The 24,947-nt window shown below is 40.9% G+C and carries 20 protein-coding genes; 13 read left to right on the forward strand and 7 right to left on the reverse strand.

Annotation, left to right across the window (positions count from 1 at the left end; translation table 11 throughout):
* The first annotated feature begins 202 nt into the window (after positions 1–202).
* From AAEY97_RS17860 to AAEY97_RS17870, 3 genes are all read left to right on the forward strand, one after another.
* Positions 203–700 carry a VC2046/SO_2500 family protein gene (locus AAEY97_RS17860; RefSeq protein WP_101088401.1) on the forward strand — a complete coding sequence of 166 codons (498 nt, stop codon included), beginning with the start codon at positions 203–205 and terminating at the stop codon, positions 698–700.
* A 131-nt stretch (positions 701–831) separates the two neighbouring features.
* Positions 832–1,119, forward strand: a complete 288-nt coding sequence (locus AAEY97_RS17865; protein ID WP_192114836.1) for a DUF406 family protein — start codon at positions 832–834, stop codon at positions 1,117–1,119.
* A 339-nt stretch (positions 1,120–1,458) separates the two neighbouring features.
* The gene (locus AAEY97_RS17870; protein ID WP_351000533.1) at positions 1,459–3,699 is read left to right on the forward strand and encodes a sensor domain-containing phosphodiesterase; all 2,241 of its coding nucleotides are present in this window, start codon (positions 1,459–1,461) and stop codon (positions 3,697–3,699) included.
* Between the two features lie 198 nt (positions 3,700–3,897).
* Here the strand turns inward: AAEY97_RS17870 and AAEY97_RS17875 are convergent, their stop codons facing one another.
* Positions 3,898–4,389, reverse strand: a complete 492-nt coding sequence (locus AAEY97_RS17875) for a YchJ family protein (RefSeq protein ID WP_351000536.1) — start codon at positions 4,387–4,389, stop codon at positions 3,898–3,900.
* Positions 4,379–4,981, reverse strand: a complete 603-nt coding sequence (locus AAEY97_RS17880) for a YybH family protein (RefSeq protein WP_242445209.1) — start codon at positions 4,979–4,981, stop codon at positions 4,379–4,381. Before AAEY97_RS17880 ends, AAEY97_RS17875 begins: the two co-directional genes overlap by 11 nt.
* 124 nt (positions 4,982–5,105) lie before the next feature.
* Between AAEY97_RS17880 and smrA the strand changes: the two genes are divergently transcribed.
* On the forward strand, positions 5,106–5,708 hold the full coding sequence (gene smrA / locus AAEY97_RS17885; RefSeq protein WP_101088397.1) for a DNA endonuclease SmrA: 603 nt from the start codon (positions 5,106–5,108) through the stop codon (positions 5,706–5,708).
* 225 nt (positions 5,709–5,933) lie between these two features.
* Here the strand turns inward: smrA and AAEY97_RS17890 are convergent, their stop codons facing one another.
* Positions 5,934–7,775 (reverse strand): M2 family metallopeptidase, encoded by a 1,842-nt coding sequence (locus tag AAEY97_RS17890; protein ID WP_101088396.1) that lies wholly within the window; start codon positions 7,773–7,775, stop codon positions 5,934–5,936.
* A 195-nt stretch (positions 7,776–7,970) separates the two neighbouring features.
* Here AAEY97_RS17890 and psrA point away from each other — a divergent pair, with 195 nt between their 5' ends.
* Positions 7,971–8,612, forward strand: coding sequence for a TetR family transcriptional repressor PsrA (psrA, locus tag AAEY97_RS17895; RefSeq protein WP_101088395.1), 642 nt, complete (start codon positions 7,971–7,973; stop codon positions 8,610–8,612).
* Between the two features lie 11 nt (positions 8,613–8,623).
* Complete coding sequence (locus AAEY97_RS17900) at positions 8,624–10,900, forward strand: acyl-CoA dehydrogenase (RefSeq protein WP_162023030.1); 2,277 nt, start codon at positions 8,624–8,626, stop codon at positions 10,898–10,900.
* A 379-nt stretch (positions 10,901–11,279) separates the two neighbouring features.
* On the opposite strand, the gene pyk is transcribed toward AAEY97_RS17900, so the two are convergent.
* A complete protein-coding gene (gene pyk, locus AAEY97_RS17905) occupies positions 11,280–12,719 on the reverse strand; it encodes a pyruvate kinase (RefSeq protein ID WP_101088393.1) in 1,440 nt (479 codons plus the stop codon).
* Between the two features lie 425 nt (positions 12,720–13,144).
* Positions 13,145–13,999 carry a MurR/RpiR family transcriptional regulator gene (locus tag AAEY97_RS17910; RefSeq protein WP_011637353.1) on the reverse strand — a complete coding sequence of 285 codons (855 nt, stop codon included), beginning with the start codon at positions 13,997–13,999 and terminating at the stop codon, positions 13,145–13,147.
* A 337-nt stretch (positions 14,000–14,336) separates the two neighbouring features.
* Between AAEY97_RS17910 and zwf the strand changes: the two genes are divergently transcribed.
* The 5 genes from zwf (at position 14,337) to AAEY97_RS17935 (ending at position 19,799) form a co-directional block, all read left to right on the forward strand.
* Positions 14,337–15,806, forward strand: a complete 1,470-nt coding sequence (gene zwf / locus AAEY97_RS17915) for a glucose-6-phosphate dehydrogenase (protein WP_101088392.1) — start codon at positions 14,337–14,339, stop codon at positions 15,804–15,806.
* A 9-nt stretch (positions 15,807–15,815) separates the two neighbouring features.
* The gene (gene pgl / locus AAEY97_RS17920; protein ID WP_351000543.1) at positions 15,816–16,514 is read left to right on the forward strand and encodes a 6-phosphogluconolactonase; all 699 of its coding nucleotides are present in this window, start codon (positions 15,816–15,818) and stop codon (positions 16,512–16,514) included.
* An 11-nt stretch (positions 16,515–16,525) separates the two neighbouring features.
* Positions 16,526–18,352, forward strand: a complete 1,827-nt coding sequence (gene edd, locus AAEY97_RS17925; RefSeq protein WP_162023032.1) for a phosphogluconate dehydratase — start codon at positions 16,526–16,528, stop codon at positions 18,350–18,352.
* A 21-nt stretch (positions 18,353–18,373) separates the two neighbouring features.
* A complete protein-coding gene (locus tag AAEY97_RS17930) occupies positions 18,374–19,018 on the forward strand; it encodes a bifunctional 4-hydroxy-2-oxoglutarate aldolase/2-dehydro-3-deoxy-phosphogluconate aldolase (RefSeq protein ID WP_101088389.1) in 645 nt (214 codons plus the stop codon).
* 268 nt (positions 19,019–19,286) lie between these two features.
* The gene (locus tag AAEY97_RS17935; RefSeq protein WP_101088388.1) at positions 19,287–19,799 is read left to right on the forward strand and encodes a DUF1993 domain-containing protein; all 513 of its coding nucleotides are present in this window, start codon (positions 19,287–19,289) and stop codon (positions 19,797–19,799) included.
* Positions 19,800–19,872: 73 nt separating this feature from the next.
* Here AAEY97_RS17935 and AAEY97_RS17940 read toward each other — a convergent pair whose 3' ends face one another.
* A complete protein-coding gene (locus AAEY97_RS17940) occupies positions 19,873–20,007 on the reverse strand; it encodes a hypothetical protein (RefSeq protein ID WP_351000547.1) in 135 nt (44 codons plus the stop codon).
* 62 nt (positions 20,008–20,069) lie between these two features.
* On the opposite strand from AAEY97_RS17940, the gene AAEY97_RS17945 reads away from it, so the two are divergent.
* On the forward strand, positions 20,070–20,765 hold the full coding sequence (locus tag AAEY97_RS17945) for an aspartate/glutamate racemase family protein (protein ID WP_351000550.1): 696 nt from the start codon (positions 20,070–20,072) through the stop codon (positions 20,763–20,765).
* A 161-nt stretch (positions 20,766–20,926) separates the two neighbouring features.
* On the opposite strand, the gene adhE is transcribed toward AAEY97_RS17945, so the two are convergent.
* Positions 20,927–23,524, reverse strand: coding sequence for a bifunctional acetaldehyde-CoA/alcohol dehydrogenase (gene adhE / locus AAEY97_RS17950; protein WP_101088386.1), 2,598 nt, complete (start codon positions 23,522–23,524; stop codon positions 20,927–20,929).
* 726 nt (positions 23,525–24,250) lie between these two features.
* Here adhE and AAEY97_RS17955 point away from each other — a divergent pair.
* Positions 24,251–24,934 carry an HAD family hydrolase gene (locus AAEY97_RS17955; protein WP_351000553.1) on the forward strand — a complete coding sequence of 228 codons (684 nt, stop codon included), beginning with the start codon at positions 24,251–24,253 and terminating at the stop codon, positions 24,932–24,934.
* The last annotated feature ends 13 nt before the right edge of the window (positions 24,935–24,947 follow it).

The following is a 24,947-nucleotide window of genomic DNA, read 5'->3' on the forward strand; positions in this document are numbered from 1 at the left end:
GGAGAAGGATTCGAACCTTCGAAGGCTGAGCCGTCAGATTTACAGTCTGATCCCTTTGGCCACTCGGGAACCCCTCCTCAATTGCGGTCGCCATAGTAGTCAGAAACCTTTTATATGTAAAGTGGATAATTGAATATTTTACTAAAGTTTATGACTGTTTGGTCGATAAAAAAGCATCGAGCAGTGGTAGTGATGTTTTTATATGCAAATTGAGTCAACATTAGTCAATGAGTTACAAATAGGGAGCCGATTAAACGTTGCGATTGAAAACAATCGTCGCGGTGAATTTGGTTTGCTATTGGCTATGTTGTCAGTTGATGCTCGCGATATGGCTCAATTTCAGTTAGATAATGATGTAGAAAGCACACAAAAACTGCGACAACAATTTTCTGTACCTCAACCCCAGTTATTAGTAGATGATATTTCTATTCACCCAGACACTATTGATAACGCGATGTTATTTCAGCAGCAAGGCGCACGGCAGTTTCAACTACAACAAGCATTGACACCTGAAGCGCTAGTGATAAGAGGCGCTCAATCTGATGCGATGGTTGAAGTATTAAGTAACTGTGATTACTTAACTAAGCATAAAGCGATTAATGCTTACCAACAACACACCCCATTAGAAGATATGCATTTTTTAGAACAACTCAGCACGCAACGTAAAATATCTAATACGTTATCTTTACAACTGGCTTAACTGCTGAGATTTCAGGCTAAAATCCTGAGACTATCATTTAATTTTGATAATTGTGAGCATGGCAAATAAAAGCTTGCCAAAACTCAGTTATATTTGCCATTTGACGTGGTTCAAACAGATGGGGTGACATAATGATTAAGCAAATTAAACAGCAGCAAGGAAATGTCAGTGACAGTTGTACTGAATGCGGCAGTTATGTAGATATTGGCGCTGTTGTGGAAGCAGAAGATACGTTATTACTGCTTAGCTTTGTAGGAGACGATGCCTTATTGCAAGCTCAATCTATGCTGCAAGTGGCTCAAGAGCGTTTTCCTGAAACTAAAGCGGACATTATTGATGAAGATAGCACTATTTCTTTAAAGCTTGATTTTGCGTTCAGCGTAGAGAAAATGATTTTTCAACTTGAAAATCAACTGTAGATTTCAGTCGTTTGTATTAGAAATATACACTGTCATATAATTGATGTTAAACACATTTTGTGGGAGTGGGTTTAGCGTGTCAACAATCCAAATAAAGCGTAACAATATATTAGTAAAGGATTGCTGTTTTTGAGTATCGCGTGTAATCTGCTTTACATAACAAAAAGGTATAGTAGCGCATGATAATATAACGTTATTCATACCTTTAACGCGAACTTCACTCCCTATGTATTATTGTAACATTATCACTCAAATTCTGATTTTCAGAACTAATAATAACAAGTGTACTGATTAATAATGTAAAAATTTAGGGTTATGAAGCCATTTTTCGGGATGTAAATGAATCGAAAAGAGCAACAGCACTTATTGGAATTAATTGTAAATTCCAGTGCTAAACAACAAGGTGATTTCACAAAAACTGCAGAGTTAGTGTGTCAACTGCTGCGTGAGTATTTCGCTGCGTCATTTGTATCCGTGTGGACTCTCGTAAGTCAATCTGCGAATGATGATTTTACTGCTGATGATGAAGACAATTTTACTTGTCAGCATACTCTAGTAGCCAGTAAGATTGATGAAACATTGAGTCATTTATCTCACCTGAGACACATCACAATAGATCCTCAATATTTTAATGAATTACGATCTCACCGCTATATTTTATCCTCTGATAACTCGCACATAAATCTCGTTGAAACATTTTCAGATTACTACCAACATCATAATATTGTCACCAGTATCGATATTGCCATCCGAATTAATGGACATATTGAAGGTGTGTTATCGGTTGAAAGCTGTGAAAAGGTCAATTGGATAAAATCTGATATTCAGTTTGCTATTCAATGTGCTGACCAATTAGCTTTGACGCTAGCGACTCGTTATACCTATGATAGCAATGAACAAATTTACTTATTGCGCAATGCAACCGAGCAATCCGAACATGTCGTGATGCTGGTGAATACCGATAGTCTAATCATCGAGTATGTTAATAGTGCCCATGAGAAAATGACAGGGTTGCCACGGGAAACTGTTGAGCACCATAGTGCATCGAGTCTCGATATTTTTAGAAATACCCCACAATTACTTGACCATGTAATCAGTAAATTACGTAATAGTGAGATTGTTAAAGGTAACCTTAAGCTCGCGCGGATTGATGGCAGTGAATATTGGTTAAATTACCATATTACCCCGTTTGTAACGGAGCAGGGTAAGCATTATGCGTTAGTGTCTAGTTATGATAATTCGGCAGAATATTTACACAAAGCGGAATTAGAGCGTTTAGCATGGCATTGTTCTTTGACAGGCTTGCACAATCGTAGTCATTTTACTCCTCAATTAGATCGTGCCACTGCTGGGATACTGATTCTGATTGATTTATTAGGCTTCAAGCGCTTTAACGATACCCATGGTCATGTTCAAGGCGATAGTCTTTTAATCGAAATCGCACGGCGCTTAAAACACTTTGCTGTATCTGTTAATGCTATTGATGTTGCCAGAATAGGTAGCGATGAATTTGCTGTGTTATTGCCACCCATGCACTCTGGGACCGATATTGAACAAATGATCAGCCGGCTATATATGAACCTAGCTGCGCCATCGGTTATCTCGCGTGAGAAAGTTGAGCCCAAACCGGCGCTTGCAGTGGTTGATATTAAGTCTGTTGTTGGGATGTTTGCCCCGTTATCTTGTGCCGATATTACCTTGCAACATGCAAAAAAGAAAAATGGTGCACATTACCAGTTTTTTAATGAAGCACTACTTGAAACGTTTACCACCAACGCTGAAATAGAGCGTGATTTACATAGTGCTATTCGTGGCCGAGAATTTGAGTTGTATTATCAACCCTTAATGGATTTACAACATAATCAGTATATTGGCGCTGAAGCATTAATCCGTTGGAATCACCCTAAAAAAGGCGTGTTATATCCAGGTGCGTTTATCGAAATCGCAGAACAAACCGGGTTGATTAACCAAATTGGCGAATGGGTATTAGAAACGGCCTGTAAGCAACTGAATTTATGGCAGCATAAAAACGTCAATATTACGATGCATGTGAATGTTGCTGCGAGGCAATTTTTTAGTGGCAACTTGTACGAACAAGTTTGGCGCTTAATCACCCGTTATCGTATCAAGCCTAAAACGTTAATTCTTGAAATCACTGAAACTGAACTCATGGGTGACATTCGCTATGCTATCAATCTATGCCATGAGTTGGCAGAGTTAGGCGTCGGTTTAGCGATTGATGACTTTGGGACGGGTTACAGTTCAATGAAGTACTTAAAGCAATTTCCGATATCTAAATTAAAAATTGATCGCTCGTTTATCATGGATATATCTTCTAGCCACGAAAGTCGTGAGATTGTCAGTGCGATTATCGCGATGGCAAAAGCATTGAATATTTCGTTAACTGCTGAAGGGGTTGAAACTAAAGAGCAAGAGGAGTTTTTAACATTAAGTGCTTGTCATCATGCACAAGGATTTTTGTATAGCCCTGCAATCCGTGTTAATGATTTTGCTTTGTTTATTAATGCCCATGAGTCTAAACCGCAGAAGTTAGTATTAATGAGCAATTCATTGGTTTAGTCAGCGTATTCCTTGTTGTGCGAATCGGACTTTACTGATGACGATTAAGATTGTGCAACTCGCATCGATTGCTATTTCGTCTCTATTGTTAATTAGTGCCCATTTAAATAATGGTTTTTACGATTGCTCAGTATCTACATCGTCACTCTGCACCAGTATTTATTATCAATAATAAGGGCTAAGCATTATCTATTGATGTTAACTCATGCGCTTAGCACAACACTGTTTAAACTTTTTTCCGCTGTAACAGATACAAGCATCATTTCTGCCGGGTAAACGAGTTTGCATTTGCTGTCCATCGGTGTAAAACCATAAGCCATCTTTTTTGATAAATGACGAACATTCATAAACCGCATCAATATGCTTATTTTCAATAAACCACGCTTTAAATGTCACTTCACCACAGTCAGCCTGTTGATTCGATGATAATACCTGTAAACCTAACCACTGAGTTTTACCTTGGGCAAGCTGTTGTTCAGTCAAGCCGTGTAAATAGTCTGGATGATGCGTGGCAATCAAGTAGCTAAACTGACGTAATACAAAAGCACTATAGCGAGAGCGCATTAAACGCTCTGGCATCTCTGCTACAACAAGACCGGCATGATAGGCTGCACAGCACTGGTAGTAGGGCAAACTACTGCCACACGGACAAGATGCCTGCTTTATCGCGGATAAATCACTATTGTTCATCAGGTAATTCTTTTGACGTGGCAGCGATAAATTGTCGGCCGTAATAAAGATTCGGTACTGGTTTAGCGTCATAGTAAAAATGTGGCGCGGCGTGAGTGTTAGAGTCGACACTAATTTTCCACTGTTGTTTACTGTCTTTGGTAAACACAGTCACAAATTTACCGGCAAACTCACTGACCGGTTCGCCAGATTCTTTTCCTGGGTGAAAACGGACTAAATAATAACCGATGTCAGTTGCGCTATTTGGCTCGCTATAACGTACAAGTACACGAAAATCGACTTCAAGTTTAGCGTTCTTACGTTTAATTTTATTAAAAAATCGGCTATACAGATTGAGGATATTTTCTTTACCGCTAATAATTCCTCTGTCTTGTGTTTCAGAAATATAAACTGCATCGTCAGTATATATGTTTTCCATAGCGGCTAAATCGAGTTGTTCAAAAGCGTTAGTCAATTTTGTAAAATTGGCATTCAAAACCTGGTGAGGGATCGATTCAGTGGCATAAACATTCGAACTGCTAACGCACAGGCTCACTGCAAGAAGCAGTGAAGATAGCCATGGCGTATTCAAAATGGTCAATATTCTTATCAAGGAATTATTCTCTTTTTATCTAATGTAAATCAATAATGGCAAGCGATACCGTTAGCACAACTATAAATTATTGAGCAACTTTGCTAAAGGATAGAATCTTTACAAAGTATGTAGGAGGTGACATATGTCGTTAAGTGATGACGAATTATTTTTGCAAGAAATGGCCGATGTGACCCCTCTTAAATATGAACATCAACCACAAACCACCCAAATATGGCTTAATCCATTAAGTTTAACAGATGCGCAACTGGCAAAGCGAGCGGCAGCTGAGCAACATGAGTTGTTACAGTTATTACCCACTGAGGCTTATTTATTTGCACCCCTTAAGCCAGACGATGTGGTGAGTTATAAAATGGATGGCATCCAAGACCAAGTATTTAAACAACTTAGTCTTGGAAAATACCGTTTTCAAACCGTATTAGACTTACATGAATATCGGCTTTTACAGGCTCGTGAAAGCTTACTTAATTGTGTGTTAAGTGCTTATGAGCGCGGCGAACGTAACATACTGGTTATCCATGGAAAGGGGTATAAAAGTAAACCTTATCCAGGATTGCTTAAATCCGCAGTCTGTCATTGGTTACGCTTTATTGACCCCGTAATCGCATACCATTCGGCTACTAAACAGAGTGGTGGCGTTGGCGCTGTATTTGTGATGCTAAAAAAATCACAGCAAAAAAGGATTGAAAATAGTGAGCTGAATAGAAAAGGTCGCGGTTTTAGATAGGTTTTAAGCTAATTAATTATCGGTATAAATAAAAAGGACGCCAATTTATATTGGCGTCCTTTTCAAGAGTGAATTAATTAGATGATAAAATGCGAGTTTCTGAGTGACCATTTATTTGAGTCAGCTACTGATTCAGCCCTATTATTTATTAATTCAACTAATTGCTATAACCCTTTAGTACAGATCATTAGTACAGTTCATTAGTACAATTGGTCATCACTAGCGTTACCAGCCACACTGACGATTAGCTTGGGTATTTTGCTCATCTAACCACACTTGCAAAGGTGCAAAGTAATCTAATACTGCCTTGGCATCCATTTTATCGGAACCCGTCACTACACTCAGTGCTTCCGGCCAAGGTTTGCTGGCGCCCATTTCGAGCATTTCATTCAACTTAGCCCCCGCTTCTTTATTTCCATAAATGCTACAGCGATGAACTGGGCCGGTATCACCTGCAATATCACACAGTGCTTTGTGGAATTGGAACTGCAAAACATGCGCTAAGAAATAACGCGTATAGGGAACATTACCAGGAACATGGTATTTAGCACCAGGGTCGAAGTCGGCTTCAGTACGTTCAATTGGCGCTTTAACACCTTGGTACTTTTCACGTAAGTCCCACCAGGCTTGGTTATATTGCTCCGGTTTAATGGTGCCGTTAAATACTTGCCAGCGCCATTGGTCGATCATCAAACCGAAAGGCATAAAGGCAATTTTATCTAATGCTTGCTTTAACAATAAGCCGATGTCTTTTGACGCATCGGGTACGGTTTCGAGCAAGCCAATTTTTTGCAAATATTTAGGAGTAATCGATAAGGCAATCGTGTCACCAATGGCTTCATGGAAACCATCGTTGGCAGAGTTTTTAAAGATAAACGGCTGATTTTTATAAGCACGTTGATAAAAGTTATGGCCTAATTCGTGATGAATAACGCTAAAGTCTTCAGCATTTTTCTGAATGCACATCTTTATCCGAAGATCATCTTGGTCGTCTAAATCCCATGCAGATGCATGACACACCACATCACGGTCTTGAGGCTGAACAAACATTGAGCGAGTCCAGAATGTTTCTGGTAATGCACCAAAGCCAAGTGAAGTGAAAAAGCCTTCAGCTTGTTTGACCATTTTTGTTTCATCGTAGCCATTCTGGGCTAACAATTCGGTAACGTTGTAACCTGGGTCTGCATCTTTAGGTGCGACACTATTATAAATCGTGCCCCATTGCTGAGCCCACATATTGCCCAATAAATGTGCAGGGATAGGGCCTGTTTTAGGTGCAACGTCGTCACCGTATTGCTCATTTAGTTCACCACGAACATAACAATGTAATGAATCATATAGAGGCTTAATTTGTGCCCATAGACGATCTAATTCGGCAGAGAATGCTTCTGGCTCCATGTCATACTGACTTCGCCATAATTCAGATAAGTCGGCGTAGCCTAAATCTTGTGCACCTTGATTAGCTAATTCGACTTCTCGTTCAAATAGTGGACGCATTGGTTTGGCTATTTCACGCCAACCTTTCCAAGCTTCTAAAAGCACTGCAGGGTCTTTCGACTCTGCCATTATATTGGAAAGCTCTGGTTGAGTGAGGCAGCGACCGTCGGCAAAGCAGTATTTGCCTTTACCATATAAACCGTTAAGTTCAGACGCGATGCTGGCAAGTTCTGCGTTTTTAGCTGGGTCTAGAGGGGCTGGTAAAACAAGGCTACTGCGTAAGCTGTTAAGTTTTCTTGCATTAACAGCATCAAGCTCTACATTGGCATATTTCGCCGCTTCAGTTGCATAGCGCACAGATGTTGAGGTGACTTTTTCACCCATAGCGGCAGACAACGCCGCGGTGTCATCAGTGATAAAATTGGAATAAATCCATTCAGCCCGATTAGCTTCAATTGATAAATTGGCTAAATCGGCTTCAGCTCTATTGACAAAATCGATAGCCGCAGCAGTATCTATCTTTTCAGTAGGTATCTGAGTGGTCGCAGTCGTGTCGCTACAGGCACTTAAGCCTAATGCTATTGAAACAATAAGTGCAATTTGAGACGGTCGTTTTAAAGGCAAGTTCATGTTGTGTGCATCCTTGTTTTTATTATCGGCATCAGTGTACCGAAAAACAGCATGTATTGCATATTAGTTAACAATCTGGTGTGGTTGTTACGATTTTTGTTATTTGTCTTAATAAAGAAAGCTGACAATTTCGATTGACATCTGTGCGCTCAATGATTAATTTAAACAGGTGTTTAAATTAACTTGGGTCTGGGAATGGCAAGCCGTACTGATACAAAAACAAGAATACTCGATGCAGCTGAAAAGTTGTTTGCTGAAAGAGGTTTTTCTGAAACGTCGTTACGACTGATCACCAGCAAAGCTGAAGTCAATTTGGCATCTGTTAATTACCATTTTGGTTCAAAAAAAGAATTAATTCGAGCTGTGTTAGCAAGATACTTAGATGTCTTTATGCCCAGCGCCGCGGTAGAGATTAAACGTATACATCATGCGCCTGAGAATGCGTCACTAAACGAGATTTTTTCTGCTTTAATTAAACCGTTACTTGAACTCAATAAAGTACGCAACGGTGGCACGATTATTTTCTTGCAGCTGTTAGGTCGCGGTTATATTGAAAGCCAAGGTCATTTGCGCTGGTTTATTACCACGCATTATGGTGAGCATTTAGCGACGTTTGTACAAGCGGTATCAGCCAGTGCACCTCACATACCTGCAGCAGAAATGTTTTGGCGTTTGCACTTCACTTTAGGGACTATTGTGTTCACTATGGCTTCTGCAGATGCATTAAATGAAATTGCCACAGCAGATTATGGTGAACATAACAATATTGAAGCCATTATCCGTAAAGTAATCCCCTACATGGCAGCAGGCGTTGCTGTCCCTGTGTTAACAAACTAAGAAGGTATAAAATGAGTATCGTCATATTGCTAGTTATAGCGATCATTGTCCTCTTTGGCGTGCGTAATATCAGGATGCAATTTATTACGCGTCCAGTATTTTCGTTTTTCAAAAAAGTATTGCCTCCTTTGTCGAGTACCGAGAAAGAAGCAATGGAAGCGGGTGATGTTTGGTGGGAAGGTGAGTTATTCCGCGGAAAGCCAAACTGGAATACCTTACACAGCTACGGTAAACCAACGTTAAGCGCTGAAGAACAAGACTTTATTGATAATCAAGTTCAAACCGCATTAACCATGATCGACGATTTTGATATCGTCCACAATCGCAAAGATCTTCCGCCAGAGTTATGGCAATACTTTAAAGAACAAGGTTTCTTTGCGTTAATCATTCCTAAAAAGTACGGTGGACGCGAGTTTTCTGCTTATGCAAACTCAACGATTGTAGCCAAGATAGCCACGCGTAGTGTCAGTGCTGCCGTGACCGTAATGGTACCTAACTCTTTAGGCCCTGGAGAGTTGTTGACCCATTATGGTACTCAAGAGCAAAAGGAGCGTTGGTTACCTTCACTTGCTGTTGGTAAAGACATTCCCTGTTTCGCGCTCACGGGCCCAGAAGCGGGCAGTGATGCTGGTGCGATACCCGATATCGGTGTTGTTTGCCTGCGCGAATTTGAAGGCGAAGAGACATTAGGTTTAAGCCTAACGTGGAACAAACGCTATATTACCTTAGCACCAGTTGCTACCGTGCTCGGTTTAGCGTTCCAAATGCGCGATCCGGACGGTTTACTCGGTGACGTTAAAAACATAGGCATTACGTGTGCGTTGATCCCAACTGACCATAAAGGTGTTGAGATTGGTCGTCGTCATAACCCATTAATGATGGCGTTTATGAACGGTACAACAAGTGGTGAAGATGTATTTATTCCATTAGATTGGATTATTGGTGGACCACAGTTTGCCGGTAAAGGCTGGCGTATGCTGGTTGAATGCTTATCTGCAGGACGTGGTATCTCATTACCTGCTCTGGCAACCGCATCTGGCCATGTCTGTACCAAAACGACCACAGCCTACAGTTACGTTCGTCAGCAGTTTGGTATGCCTATTGGTCTTTTTGAAGGCGTACAAGAAGCGATGGCGCGTATCATCGCCAATACTTACCAGCTGGAAGCTGCACGACGTTTAACCACACAAGGTATCGACTTAAAAGTTAAACCTTCAGTGGTGACCGCAATTGCAAAATACCACATGACAGAGCTAGGCCGTGATGTGTTAGAAGATGCGATGGACATCCAGTCAGGTAAAGGTATTCAATTAGGGCCTAAAAATTATTTAGGTCATGCTTATATGGCAACACCTATTTCAATTACTGTAGAAGGTGCAAACATTCTTACTCGTTCATTGATGATTTTTGGTCAAGGTGCAACCCGTTGTCATCCATATGTTTTGGCTGAAATGGAAGCCGCAGCAATGGAAGATGAAACTTCTGCATTAGATCGTTTTGATTCTTTGTTGCTAGGTCACATTGGTTATGCGATGGGTAATGCATTACGTTCATTTGGTAGTGCATTAACAGGCAGCCGTTTTGCCAGTGCACCAGTGAGTGGCCCAACGCAGCAGTATTATCGTGACATGACGCGTATCTCTTCGTCACTGGCCATTATGACTGATTTATCGATGTTAATTATGGGCGGGGACCTTAAGCGTAAAGAAATGCTTTCTGCGCGTATGGGGGATGTACTAAGTCAGTTATATCTTGCATCTGCAACGTTAAAACTGTTTGAAGACAATGGTCGTCAGCAAGATGATTTACCAGCCGTACATTATGTGATGACTGAGCGTTTACATTTAGCGGCTAAAGCGCTTAATGACGCGATTCGTAATTTCCCGAGTAAAATTGCTGCGGTATTACTACGAGTGTTGATTTTCCCATTAGGTAACCACTTTAATGCACCAAGTGATAAATATGCAGTTGATTTAGTCAAAGGTATGCTTAAGCCTGGACCTGCTCGTGATCGCATTACTTTCCTTTGTGGAGAGTTTGAAGGTGACACTAGTGGTATTGCTGAAGTTGAAAATGCGTTCTTAGCTAAATATGCAGCGAAAGATTTGTACAAGAAGCTTAAGAAGGCACAACGTAGTGGCCATATAAAATCTAAGCTTCCTATGCTTGAGTTATTTGACGTGGCGTTAGAGAAAGACATTATCACTGAAGCTGAGCATAAACAGCTTGTTGAGGCGGACGTATTACGTTTAGCTGCTATCAACGTGAATGACTTCGAGAAATTATAATCTCAGTTGATTAATTTGATATAGATCTTTGAAACAAATTGGCCCTGACTTTGTCGGGGCTTTTTTTATCCATCACGTTCTGGGGGGGAAGCTGTTAAGCGAATAAGCGAACAAGCGAATAAGCGAATAAGCGAATAAGCGAATAAGCGAATAAGCGAATAAGCGAATAAGCGAATAAGCGAATAAGCGGATAAGCGAATAAGCGAATAAGCGAACAAGCGAATAAGCGGTTGCGAGGTTTAACGTCACTTTATTGCGCTATGTCGCAAGAGCTCAAAAATAACGGATAAAAAAGCCAATCCGAAGATTGGCTTTATTATTAACGAGTGTATATCACTGCATGTACGTTAGTGAATGTTACTCGTTATGCTCGGCTTGATTAAGCAACGATCAACACTTTGCAAGTGTTAGTGCCACCGATGGTTTCCATCGCGTCACCTTTAGTCATCAAGACCATATCACCACTGACTAAATAACCTCTGTTCACCATGCAATTTAATGCTTCTTTAGCTAGCTCATCGGCAGGGTACGCAGTTGAGTCAAACTCAATTGGTTGTACACCACGGTACATTGCCATGCTGGCTAATGTCTTTTGATGACGAGATAATGCAAAAATAGGTAAACCAGAGCTAATACGTGACATTAATTTAGCTGTCGCGCCAGATTCTGTTAACGAAATAATCGCTTTAACGCCAGGTAAATGGTTAGCCGCATACATGGTTGAAAGGGCAATTGTTTCTTCAACAGAAGAGAAGCGTTGATCCATGCGGTGCTTAGACACATTGACACTTGGGTGTAATTCAGCGCCTAAACAAACGTTAGCCATTGCCATAACGGTTTCTTCAGGGAAGTCACCAGCGGCAGTTTCTGCTGAAAGCATTACCGCATCAGTACCGTCTAACACTGCGTTAGCCACGTCCATTACTTCTGCACGTGTTGGCATTGGGCTGGTAATCATCGACTCCATCATCTGGGTCGCAGTGATCACAGCTTTGTTGAGTTGACGCGAGCGTTCAATTAGGCGTTTTTGTACGGCAACAAGTGCAGCATCACCAATTTCGACACCCAAATCACCACGAGCAACCATGACTACATCTGATGCGCGGATAACATCATCCATTGCTTCATCGCTTTCAACGGCTTCAGCACGTTCAACTTTAGCGACAATTAGCGCTTTACTGCCGGCTTCAAGTGCTAACGCACGTGCTAGATCAAGATCAGCACCAGTACGTGGGAATGATACAGCTAAAAAATCAACATCAATTAAGGCTGCAGTTTTAATATCTGCCATGTCTTTTTCAGTTAGGGCCGGAGCGGTTAAGCCGCCACCTTTCTTATTGATGCCTTTGTTATTAGATAACGGGCCAGCTACAGTAACCGTTGTGAAGACTTTGTGGCCTTCAACACGGTCAACTCTTAACTGCACTCGACCATCATCAAGCATTAGTATATCGCCAATGACTACATCATTAGGCAATTGCTTGTAATCAATACCAACTTGTTTATCATCGCCTTCGCCTTTTGCTAAGTCAGCATCAAGAATAAAGCTATCACCTAAGTTAAGTTTGATTTTTTGGTTATCTTTGAAGGTAGAAATACGTATTTTAGGACCTTGTAAGTCACCTAAAATAGCGACATGCTTGCCCAATTCTTTAGCGATTCTACGTGTATCTGTAGCACGTTTTAAATGATCTTCTGGTGAACCATGTGAGAAGTTAAGTCTAACAACGTTAGCTCCTGCGGCGATAATTTTACGCAAATTGTCATCGCGGTCAGTTGCTGGTCCAAGTGTCGTAACGATTTTAGTTCTGCGGAACATAAGATACTCCGTTAATGATAAGAAAGATTTTTTGTTAAATTGAATTTGGTTATTTAAAGTACTTAAACAATCTTAGCACTTAAATGATGCAACTATATTAACAGACATTCTGGGAAAATGTAGTAAAGTTACCAACAAAATGATCGTTTTTAATATGTAATTTATGTGACAGATTAGCGATTTTTATAATAAAAAAGGCCAAACAGACTAAACCGTTTGGCCTTAAGAACAATATTTGATTGCTGTCGATGAGATTTTACGCGATCAAACATAACTGAATTGTGTAATTATTTACCAGTTATCTTGAAAGCTTCATGCAAAATTATCACTTTATAGAGTATAGACTCTATCTTTATGCAGCCTAAAACAAACAATTTACGCAGTTAAATAATCCAAAAGATATGTTTATTTAACCGTCCATCAATTTAGATGGTTAAATCCTTGTTCACGCGAGATTCTTTCAACACTTCTTTTACACGTTTTAAATTATCACGGAAACGAGGGCCGCGGCGTAAGGTAAAGCCTGTTGCCAACACATCTATAGTAACCAATTGCGCTAAGCGCGATGCCATCGGTAAATACATGTCGGTGTCTTCGGGCACTTCCATCGTTACAGGCAATGTACACTCATAAGACAATGGTGAGTTACGGGCGGTAATACCAATCACAGCAGCGCCGTTTTCACGTGCAATACGAGCTATTTCAATCAGTGATTTAGTCCGGCCAGTATGCGAAATCAATACGACCACATCGCCTTCATTACAGTTAATACAGCTCATTCGCTGCATTAACACGTCATCGAAGCATATTACTGGTACATTAAAACGAAAGAACTTGTTTTGTGCATCGTGGGCTACAGACGCTGATGCACCAAGGCCAAAAAACGAAATAGTCTTGGCTTGAGTGAGAATATCGACCGCTTTATTTATCGCTGATGTATCTAAACTTTGACGGGCAGTATCGAGCGATGCCATTGAAGATTCGAAGATTTTTGTTGTGTACGATTCAGGCGTATCATCTTCTTCAACATGTCGACTAACATAAGGTGTACCGTTAGCAAGACTTTGAGCCAAATGTAACTTAAAATCAGGGAACCCTTTTGTGTCTAATCGACGACAAAATCGGTTAACAGTTGGTTCACTAACATCAGCCATTTTGGCTAATGTGGCAATACTTGAATGTATAGCTGTTTGCGGTGAGGCTAATATGACTTCGGCAACTTTACGTTCCGATTTACTAAATTGGGTAAGGCTTTTTTGAACCTTTTCAAGGGTATTCATAAGCAAGCATCCGCTAAAAAGTAGCTAAAAGTAGGTAATGTAATTTTATATCATAACTTACAGGAATTACGTGATTTAAGTTATTTATTTACCTTTGACAGTAATCTGTAGTTATTTTTCAAGACATAGATCACGATTGAATGGTTCTCAAGCCTTGTAATTGGTAGAAAATCATAGCAGATAATAGATACACATGACTAGATTAACAACAATAGAATAAATGCAAATTAAAGATGCAATATTTAAATTCTGTTGTTATATTACAACAAAAGTGTGCTTTTATTCATCGACCGAATTCGAACATGACACACACATATTATTAGGAGAGCTTTCAGCAATGGGCAAATCAATTGGAGCCAAGGCTTGCGACTTCGTACTTTTCGGTACAAAAGGCGATTTAGCTAGGCGTAAATTATTACCTTCTCTATATCAGCTAGATAAAGCAGAATTACTTGATAAAGAAACCAAGGTAATCGGTGTAGCAAAAGACGCATTCACTCAAGAAGAGTTTATCGCCCTCGTTACTAAAGCACTAAATACATTTGTTAAAGACGAACTTTGCCCAACAACGTTAGCGCGCTTCCTCAGTCGTTGTCATTATATCGGTACTAATTTTACAGATCCTGAAGGCTACAGTGCCTTCCACGATTTACTTGAACCAAGTAAACGCGTCATGGTGAACTACTTCGCGACACCTCCTTCGATTTTCGGTGCCATCTGCCGTTGTTTACATGCACAAGACCTTATTCAATCTGATACCCGTGTTGTGCTGGAAAAGCCAATTGGTACCGATTTAGAATCATCGCATGTGATTAATGACCAAGTTGCCGAGTTCTTTAATGAGAACCAGGTTTACCGCATAGACCATTACTTAGGTAAAGAAACAGTACAAAACTTGATTGCTTTGCGTTTTGCTAACTCATTGTTTGCCTCTAAGTGGGATAATCGCACGATTGATCATGTCCAGATTACTGTAGCTGAAGAAGTAGGTATTGAAGGGCGCTGGGGCTACTTTGATGGCGCAGGCCAAATGCGTGACATGATCCAAAACCATTTACTACAAGTGTTAACTTTGGTTGCGATGGATCCTCCAGTCAATTTAGACGCTGACAGTATTCGTGATGAAAAAGTAAAAGTACTCAAGTCACTGCGTCCAATTAACCAAGACAATGTGTATGAAAATACCGTTCGTGGTCAATACAGTGCGGGTTTCTTAAAAGGCTCGCCTGTTCCTGGTTATCTCGAAGAAGAAGATGCCAATACACAATCAAACACCGAAACCTTTGTGGCACTTCGTGTTGATATTGATAATTGGCGTTGGGCTGGTGTGCCATTCTATTTACGTAGTGGCAAGCGTATGCCGTTCAAGAGCAGTGAAATTGTGGTGTATTTTAAAAACCCACCGCATAACTTGTACCGAGCAAGCTTGCGTAATCTGCCACCAAACAAATTGACCATCCGCTTACAACCTCATGAAGGGGTTGAAATTCAGATGATGAACAAAGTTCCTGGTCTTGAGCAAAAGCAACGTCTACAAACGACCAAGCTTGATTTAAGTTTCAGTGACACTTTCAAAAACGAACGTATTGCAGATGCATATGAACGTTTGTTATTAGAAGCGATGCTTGGTAATCAAGCGCTGTTTGTGCGTCGTGATGAAGTTGAGCAAGCGTGGAAATGGGTCGATGGCATCATTCAATCTTGGGAACAAAGTGGCGAAAGGCCTAAGCCTTATCCTTGTGGAACATGGGGACCTGTGGCATCGGTTGCATTGATAACCAAAGATGGTCGTTCTTGGGACGAGTAGGGAGCTTACATGATTAAAGATACTGTATTTAAATCGTTCGACACTCCAGCTGATTTAGAAGCTAAATTAGCCGACAAAATTGCGAAGCAATTACAAGATGCTGTCGACACTCGTGGCAAAGCCAGCTTAGTAGTATCGGGTGGTTCAACACCGTTGAAATTATTTGAGCTATTAAGCCATAAGCTCGTCGACTGGAGTGATGTTTATATTACCTTGGCTGATGAACGTTGGGTTGGCTCTGATGAAAAAGATTCAAATGAAAGATTGGTTCGCGAGCATTTATTGCAAAACCGCGCTGCCAGTGGAAAGTTTCGTGGTTTAAAAAATATGTTCGCAACCCCTGAAGCCGGTTGTGATATGACCAGCGAATCATTGGCTAATTTCCCGCGTCCTTTTGATGTGGTGATATTGGGGATGGGTACTGATGGGCATACTTGTTCGTGGTTCCCTTGCAGCGCAGAACTTGATAATGCATTAACCACTAAAGCTTTGTGTGTTGCGGTCAATCCGACTACGGCTCCACATGCACGTATCACTTTGTCTAAAGATGCCATTTTAAATAGTCGTCAGATTTATTTGCATCTTGTCGGAGAACCAAAATTATCTGTTTATCATCAGGCTCTTGAGAATGATGATGTTACCCAAATGCCCATTAGAGCCGTATTAGCGCAGCGTAAAACGCCCGTTGATGTGTTCTATAGCGCGTAAGGAGTTTTACCATGCACTCAGTAGTACAAGCCGTCACCGATAGAATTATCGCACGCAGTAAACAGTCTCGTTCAACGTATTTAACGGCCTTAAACGATGCCAAAGCTAAAGGTGTTCATCGTAGCGCCCTAAGTTGTGGCAATTTGGCTCATGGATTCGCGGCCTGTCAGCCAGCGGACAAAGACTCTTTACGTCAACTGACGAAAGCCAATATTGGTATCGTAACCGCATTTAACGACATGTTGTCAGCGCATCAACCCTACGAAACCTATCCAAATATGCTTAAGCAAGCATGTGTGGACGTAGGCAGTGTGGCGCAGGTTGCTGCCGGTGTTCCTGCTATGTGTGACGGCGTGACTCAAGGTCAGCCGGGCATGGAGTTAAGTCTACTGAGTCGTGAAGTCATTGCGATGTCTACTGCGATAGGTTTATCGCACAACATGTTTGATGGCGCGTTACTGCTGGGTATTTGCGACAAAATCGTCCCGGGTTTATTAATTGGCGCGTTAAGTTTTGGTCATTTGCCGATGCTATTTGTGCCTGCTGGGCCAATGAAGTCGGGTATTCCAAACAAAGAAAAAGCGCGTATTCGTCAACAATTTGCTCAAGGGCAAGTTGATCGTGCTGTACTGCTTGAAGCTGAAGCTAAGTCATATCATAGCGCTGGCACTTGTACTTTCTATGGTACGGCTAACTCTAACCAGTTAATGCTTGAAATTATGGGCTTACAATTACCTGGTTCATCGTTTGTTAATCCTGACGATCCATTACGTGATGAATTGAGCAAAATGGCTGCTAAACAAGTTTGTCGTTTAACGTCAATGGGCACTCAGTACACACCAATTGGTGAAGTGGTATCTGAAAAGTCAGTAGTGAACGGCATTGTGGGTATTCTTGCGACAGGTGGTTCAACTAACTTAACCATGCACATTGTCGCAGCAGCTCGCGCCGCTGGCATTATCGTTAATTGGGATGATTTTTCTGATTTATCTGACGCAGTACCATTATTAGCCCGCGTATATCCAAATGGTCATGCCGACATTAATCACTTCCACGCTGCTGGCGGCATGGCATTGTTGATTAAAGAGTTACTTGATGGCGGTTTATTGCATGAAGATGTCAATACCGTTGCTGGTTACGGCTTGCGTCGTTATACCCAAGAACCTCGTTTGCTTGATGGCGAACTTAAGTGGGTTGATGGTGTGACAGAAAGCTTAGACAAAGAAGTATTAACCCACCTTGCTACACCGTTTCAAAGCAATGGCGGCTTGAAATTATTGAAAGGTAATTTAGGTCGTGCGGTGATTAAAGTGTCTGCAGTACCTGATAATAATCGTGTGATTGAAGGTCCTGCGATTGTGATTGATGATCAAAACAAACTCGACGCACTATTTCAGGCAGGCGAGCTTGACAGAGATTGTGTTGTGGTTGTTCGAGGTCAAGGCCCTAAAGCTAATGGTATGCCTGAGCTTCACAAGCTCACACCTTATTTAGGCACCTTACAGGACAAAGGTTTTAAAGTGGCGTTGGTCACCGATGGCCGTATGTCTGGAGCTTCTGGTAAGGTTCCTGCTGCCATTCATTTAACCCCAGAAGCACTTGATGGTGGTCTGATTGCCAAAGTTGAAAACGGCGATGTGATTCGTGTTGATGCGACAACGGGTGAATTAACCCTGTTTGTAGACGAGAAAACACTTGCAAGTCGAACTGCAGGTAAAGTGGATTTGCATCATTCAAGTTATGGCATGGGCCGTGAATTGTTTGGCGCGCTTCGACGTAGTTTAAGCAGCCCTGAAACAGGTGCTCGCAGTACTAACGCTATTGATGAATTATATTAAAAATAAAAGGAAGTCGGTAATATGATTGAGCCTAATAACTGGTTGCTTCAACCACATGACGTGTTTAAACGCAGCCCGGTAGTTCCGGTCATGGTCATTAATAAAATTGAACATGCTGTACCTTTAGCAAAAGCCTTAGTGGCTGGCGGAATTAGTGTTTTAGAAGTTACTTTACGTACTCCTTGTGCGTTAGAAGCGATTGCTAAAATTGCTAAAGAAGTGCCTGAAGCATTGGTAGGCGCAGGGACTATTTTAAATGAAGCTCAGCTAAACCAAGCGGTTGCTGCTGGTTCACAGTTTATTATCACTCCTGGTGCAACGGTTGATTTACTAAAAGCCGCCAAGAAAGGTACTGTGCCATTGATCCCCGGTGTGGCTAGTATTTCTGAGATCATGGTGGGTATGGAGTTGGGTTACACTCACTTCAAGTTTTTCCCAGCAGAAGCTTCTGGTGGCGTCAATGCACTGAAATCATTCTCTGGCCCATTGTCTGATATTCGTTTCTGTCCAACAGGCGGTATTAGCCCTGCGACTTATAAAGATTACTTAGCACTATCAAATGTTGATTGTATTGGCGGTAGCTGGATAGCACCGACTGATGCAGTAGACAACGAAGAGTGGGATCGCATTACCCAACTGTGTAAAGAAGCACTTGCTGCACTGTAATCTCTTTATTGTGTGATGATTCAAAAACCAGCATCTGCTGGTTTTTTTATATGTATTTACTGGTGTTTTATTAGAAACCGTATAATGTTTAGCACATTGATGCAGCTTACTAAAATACTCACTAATCACTATGATATGTGAGATAAACTTTTCATAGCAGCACCATTCATCGCGATTCCATAAAATGATGATGAATGATTTAACACAAATTTATTGATGGTTTAAGTCGATAACAAAGCAAGTTCATTCATATTAAGAGGTATTCTCCATGCTTTATGATTTAACGGTTGTACAATTTAGTAAAATGCTTAATAACCTAAGTGCAATCCTTGTCAAAGGTGAAGGCTTTGCAGAAGCTAAAAAAATTGAAATGTCGGTGTTACTTAATTCACGTTTAGCGCCTGATCAATTTAACTTAACTCGCCAAGTGCAAATTGCGTGCGATACAGCCAAATTAGCCGTCGCGCGTTTAACTGGCCAAGAAGATAGTGCGCCAAAACATGAAGATAATGAGACGACATTAGCGGAGTTACAAGCTCGTATCGCTTCTGTTGTCGATTATTTGGCCACGTTTACAGCCGAAGACTTTGCTGGTGCAGAAACGCGTAAAATTACTCATCGTCGTTGGGAAGATAAATATCTTACTGGGCGTGATTTCGCTTTTGAACATGCCATTCCTAATATTTATTTCCATGTGACAACTACCTATGCAATTTTGCGTCATAATGGTGTTGAAGTGGGCAAAAAAGACTACTTAGGTGCAATGCCATTTAAGTCGTAACCAACAAAACACTTATCCATTGATAGCACCATTTTATATGGCTAGAATAAAACCAGCATTAGCTGGTTTTTTGTTATCTACCTAAAAATGAATCTACCACAGTCAGGTATTTATCGTCAGTCAAGACACCTTGGAGCCACAAAGCGGTTAATCGACCTAAACCTGAAATAGACAATATCGATCCGCCATTAAGCTTGTTATCCCACATTATGTTTCTATCATGATAATAATGTCTTTATAGACCTACAGCATTCAGTGACCGGAGTGAGTATGAAAACAATCGGTATGATAGGTGGTATGAGTTGGGAGTCGACACTCAATTACTACAAAGCCATTAATCAAGGCGTGAAGTCTGCTCTAGGCGGACTGCATTCAGCCAAGATTTGTTTATACAGTGTTGATTTTGCTGAAATAGAAACCCTACAACATAAGGGGATGTGGAATGACACTGCTATTCACTTATCGACTGCAGCGAAAGCGGTTGAAGCTGGCGGGGCAGATTTTTTGTTGATTTGTACCAATACCATGCACAAAGTGGCTGATGAGATCCAAGCACAAATCTCTATACCCATTTTGCATATTGCTGATGCCACTGCTGAGGTGTTGTTAGCCGATGGGATCAGTAAAGTCGGCCTACTCGGCACGCGCTTTACCATGGAACAGGACTTTTATAAGCAGCGGATAAGCGATAACTATCCCATTGAAGTACTAGTACCTTCATCAGACGAGCAAACATTAATCCATGACGTGATATATCAAGAGTTATGTCTGGGCACGATTAATCCGCAATCACGGCAATGCTATCTTGGTATTATTGATAAATTATATGCACAAGGAGCTGAGGCGGTAATTTTAGGTTGTACTGAAATAGCCTTGCTAGTGCAGCAGCAACATACCCATGTTCCTTTGTATGATACGACTCAAATACATGCCAATAAGGCCGTTATGCTGGCATTAGCTCAGTAGACAGTTTTCGAGATAATCAACAGATTGTAAACGACACTTTGCTCCGCTAGCCGTGTTGATTTGAAACAGACTCGTTTTCGGATGCATGTTTAAGACATAAAAAACGCCTTACAATATGGTAAGGCGTAATGTTAAAAGCTTACTGCTTATTATCGAATCGACTAGTCTTTATAAGCTCGGCCATAGAAGCTGTCTAATAACACTTGTTTTAGCTCTTTAATCAACGGGTAACGTGGATTGGCGCCAGTACACTGATCATCAAATGCATCTTCAGCCAGTTCATCCAGTTTGGCGATAAAATCTGCTTCATTAACGCCAGCATCTTGAATTGATGCAGGAATACCAATAGTTGTTTTTAGCTGTTCGATTTTCTCAATCAGTTTTTCAACTTTTTGAGCATCCGTTTTACCGCCTAGCTTTAAATAATCTGCAATGGCCGCATAACGACATAAGGCTTTAGGGCGGTCGTATTGACTAAATGCTGCTTGCTTGGTGGGCATATCTGTCGCGTTAAAGCGGATCACGTTAGAGATTAATAATGCATTAGCCAAACCATGAGCTAAGTGAAACTCAGCACCTAATTTGTGCGCCATTGAGTGACAAACGCCTAAGAATGCATTGGCAAAAGCAATACCGGCTATGGTGGCACCATTATGGACTTTTTCACGAGCAACGGGTGCTTTAGCACCAAATTCATAAGAGTCCGGTAGGTACTTAAACAATAGGTCTAATGCCTGCAGTGCTTGGCCATCACTGTATTCGTTTGCCATCACGCTCACATAAGCTTCTAACGCATGTGTGACAGCATCAATACCACCAAAAGCGGTCAGTGATTTTGGCATGTCCATGACTAAGTTAGGATCGACAATCGCCATATTTGGGGTTAATTGATAGTCCGCAATAGGGTATTTCTTTCCGGTTACTTCATCGGTTACCACGGCAAAAGGAGTCACTTCTGATCCAGTACCTGAGGTTGTCGGAATGGCAACCATTTGAGCTTTAACGCCCATCTTAGGAAATTTATAAATACGTTTACGAATGTCCATGAAACGCAGCGCTAGATCGGCAAAATCAACTTCAGGATGTTCGTACATAACCCAAATGATTTTAGCAGCATCCATTGGCGAACCACCGCCTAATGCAATAATCACATCAGGTTGGAAGCTTTGCGCAACTTTAGCGCCTTGGCGCACAATGGCTAAGGTTGGGTCAGCTTCTACTTCATAAAAAATTTCGGTTTCAAGCCCCTGTGCTTTCAGAATTTTTAAGGTTTCATTACAGTAACCGTTATTAAATAAAAACTTGTCAGTAATGATCAGCGCACGTTTTTTATCACTTAACTCTTCAAGTGCTATTGGTAAGCTACCGCGACGGAAATAAATAGATGATGGAAGCTTATGCCACAACATGTTTTCAGCCCTCTTAGCGACCATTTTTTTATTGATTAAGTGACTTGGTCCGACGTTCTCAGAAATTGAATTACCGCCCCATGAACCACAACCTAGTGTTAATGATGGGGCTAACTTGAAGTTATATAAGTCACCAATACCACCTTGAGAAGCAGGAGTGTTAATCAAAATACGGGCTGTTTTCATTCTAAAACCAAAGGCTTTAACGCGCTCATCCTGGGTGTCTTGATTGGTATATAAACCAGATGTATGACCAATACCGCCCAAGGTCACTAAGGCTTCCGCTTTGTCCATTGCCTCATTAAAGTCTTTTGCTTTATACATCCCTAATAACGGAGATAATTTCTCGTGAGCAAAGGCTTCAGCATCATCAATATCAGTCACTTCACCAATAAGCACTTTAGTGGTACTAGGCACTTCAAAACCTGCCATTGCGGCTATCGCAACAGCACTCTGGCCAACGATATCGGCATTAAGGCCACCGTTTTTAAGGATGACACTTTGCATTGCCGCAGTTTCCGCTTTAGACAGAATATGACCACCGTGACTAATAAAACGCTCTTTAACTTGCTTATAAATGCTGTCGACTACAATCACCGCTTGTTCAGAAGCACATACCACACCATTGTCAAAGGTCTTTGACATTAATATAGAGCTTACCGCGCGTTTGATGTCTGCTGTTTCATCGATAACAATAGGTGTATTGCCTGCGCCAACACCAATGGCTGGTTTACCTGATGAATATGCTGCTTTAACCATGCCTGGTCCACCGGTGGCTAAAATGAGGTTAACTTTTGCATGAGTCATTAACTGATTAGACAATGCAACACTAGGTTGGTCAATCCAGCCAATAATATCTTTAGGTGCACCTGCTGCAACTGCGGCATCTAATACAATTTTAGCCGCTGTAGTCGTTGAGTTTTTAGCTCTTGGGTGTGGTGAGAAAATAATGCCATTACGGGTTTTTAAGCTAATAAGCGCTTTAAAAATAGCAGTAGAAGTAGGGTTAGTTGTGGGGACAATACCGCAAATAATTCCGACCGGCTCTGCAATAGTAATGGTACCGAAGGTTAAGTCCTCAGATAAAATACCGCAGGTTTTTTCATCTTTGTATTTGTTATAAATGTATTCAGATGCGAAGTGGTTTTTAATCACTTTATCTTCTAATACACCCATGCCGGTTTCGGTTACGGCCATTTTTGCCAGAGATATGCGTGCATCTGCTGCAGCTAAAGCAGCCGCTCTAAAGATAGTATCGACTTTTTCTTGGCTAAAGTTTGCAAACTCGGCTTGAGCTTTGGCAACGCGCTCAACTAATAAATCAAGCTCTTGTGTATTGGTAACTGTCATAGTGGTTTCCTTTAAAAATATTCAACAAATCAGTTTTGCAAAATATTCTTTGTAAATAAAATTACAACTTTAATGCTCTATTTGCTGTGATGATAACCACAAATGCATAACGGAATGTAATTTTATTACAGTAATAGCTTGTTTTATGAACGCTATATTTTGTTGAATATTTAACTTCCGTATGTCTAGGCATGTAAACATCACCCAAATTGGCATTAATTCATAACTAAGACCTGTTTTTAGCACCAAAGTAATGCATATATTGCGTGTTCATTCTTTATCTTGTTGCTTACCTTTAGTACGATTTTCAACTAAAAAAGCGATAATTTACAATTGTTTTACAATAGAAATAGTCTGTTTTTTGAACTTTTACATTGATGAAATAACAAATTGAATCAACTATGTTGAAAATATTCTATTGAATTTAAATAATATTTTATAATTGGGTTGCATGTATAAGCAATCGCTAAAGCTTGTTTTGCTTATTTAATTAGAGAATTGTGATTGACATCAATATTTATAAAAGGGAATATGCTCACTGCTAGGGCATATGCTCACTCGTGGTGCGAATGTTTACTCTAGTTAGTGTAATGTGGTCACTTATCCACGTTATTTGAGTTTTGTAGAACTCTACAGAATGTGATGTTGGATTTATTATTGTGGTTTCAGGTTCAGCACGCTGTAAAATATGGTTAGTTATCTGACTTGATCTGGTAAGGCGAGCATATGAACATAAATACACAATTAATAATATTCGACTGCGATGGGGTTGTGATCGACAGTGAGGTGATTAGCGCTAATGTGTTAATCGAAAAACTTGCTCAATTAGGCGCCTGCATTGATATGGCTTTTGTACAACAGCATTTTCTAGGTTGTCAATTTGCTACCGTCGCCGACAAAGTAAAGCGTTTGCTGGCACTGACATTACCTGAACAGTTTGAAGCAGAATATCGTCAGCAACTATTGTCTGAGTTTGAGCGTAATTTAACCGTAACAGACGGTATTAGATCGATATTGGCAGATTTGAAAGTACCGTATTGCATAGCAACCAGCAGCAGTTTACCGCGTACAACTAGCGCATTAGAAGTAGTAGGGTTAACGGATGTGTTTGGTTTGAATATTTTTACGGCCAGCGAAGTCAAACGAGGTAAGCCGGCACCTGATTTGTTTTTGTATGCGGCTAAACGCATGGGGGTCGAGCCACAGCATTGTTTGGTGATTGAAGATAGCTTTTTTGGCGTTAGTGCAGCTGTCGCGGCCAAAATGAAAGTGATTCATTATATTGGCGGTGGTCATATAGTCGATAACGTTAGCGATGAGTTACACCCAGTGTCACAGGCTTACCCTGAGATTGCTGTACTAAGTCATTGGCAACATTTTAAACGTCTAATGCCAGCGTTAATGCGTTGATACTGAATATAAG

It is taken from the genome of Shewanella sp. TB7-MNA-CIBAN-0143, assembly GCF_040310065.1.
GTDB lineage: Bacteria > Pseudomonadota > Gammaproteobacteria > Enterobacterales > Shewanellaceae > Shewanella.